Genomic DNA, 551 nt, shown 5'->3' with positions numbered 1-551 from the left:
GACAGGACAAACGCCAGACCCATCATCACGAGGGAAGAGGATACATCATTCTGCCCGATCGCAAGCAGAGTGGATGTTTTGACATACGTCTGCATAGCGGCTGCGATAAAGGCGCCGATGATTAAATATTTTCCCACGGAGAAAAATTCATCAATGGCATGCCGCAAGGTCCCGCCCAGTTTTTGGAGCAAGGTGCCGTGATGATGATGGTGGTGCCCGGGTTCATCAGGCTTTAAAAGCTGGTTATCCTTAAATTGATAGGATAAGATGACCCCGATGATCAGCGAAACGGCGAGAGCCAGTCCGCCTCTGTAAAAGACAACGCTCCATCTATTCCCGAACGCAATATAAGTAGAAAATAAAACGATAGGATTAATGATAGGCGCGGTCAGCATGAAAGCAACGCCCGCATGCAGAGGAACTCCCTTTAACAGAAGCCGCCTCGTAATCGGGATGATGCCGCATTCGCAGGCGGGAAATAAAACGCCGGCCAGCGCACCGAATAAAACGGCGAGAAAACGGTTTTTCGGCATGATTCTTGCAATCATTTC

At 49.4% G+C, this 551-nt stretch carries 1 protein-coding gene; it reads right to left on the bottom strand.

The window, feature by feature from the left end; translation table 11 throughout:
* Nucleotides 1-551 (bottom strand): permease (locus tag ACWHAR_RS30885; protein WP_452088910.1); only part of this gene is annotated, 551 nt, incomplete at both ends.

It is taken from the genome of Bacillus sp. LR--39 (assembly GCF_053613335.1).
This window is presented reverse-complemented; position numbering and strand designations above follow the sequence as displayed.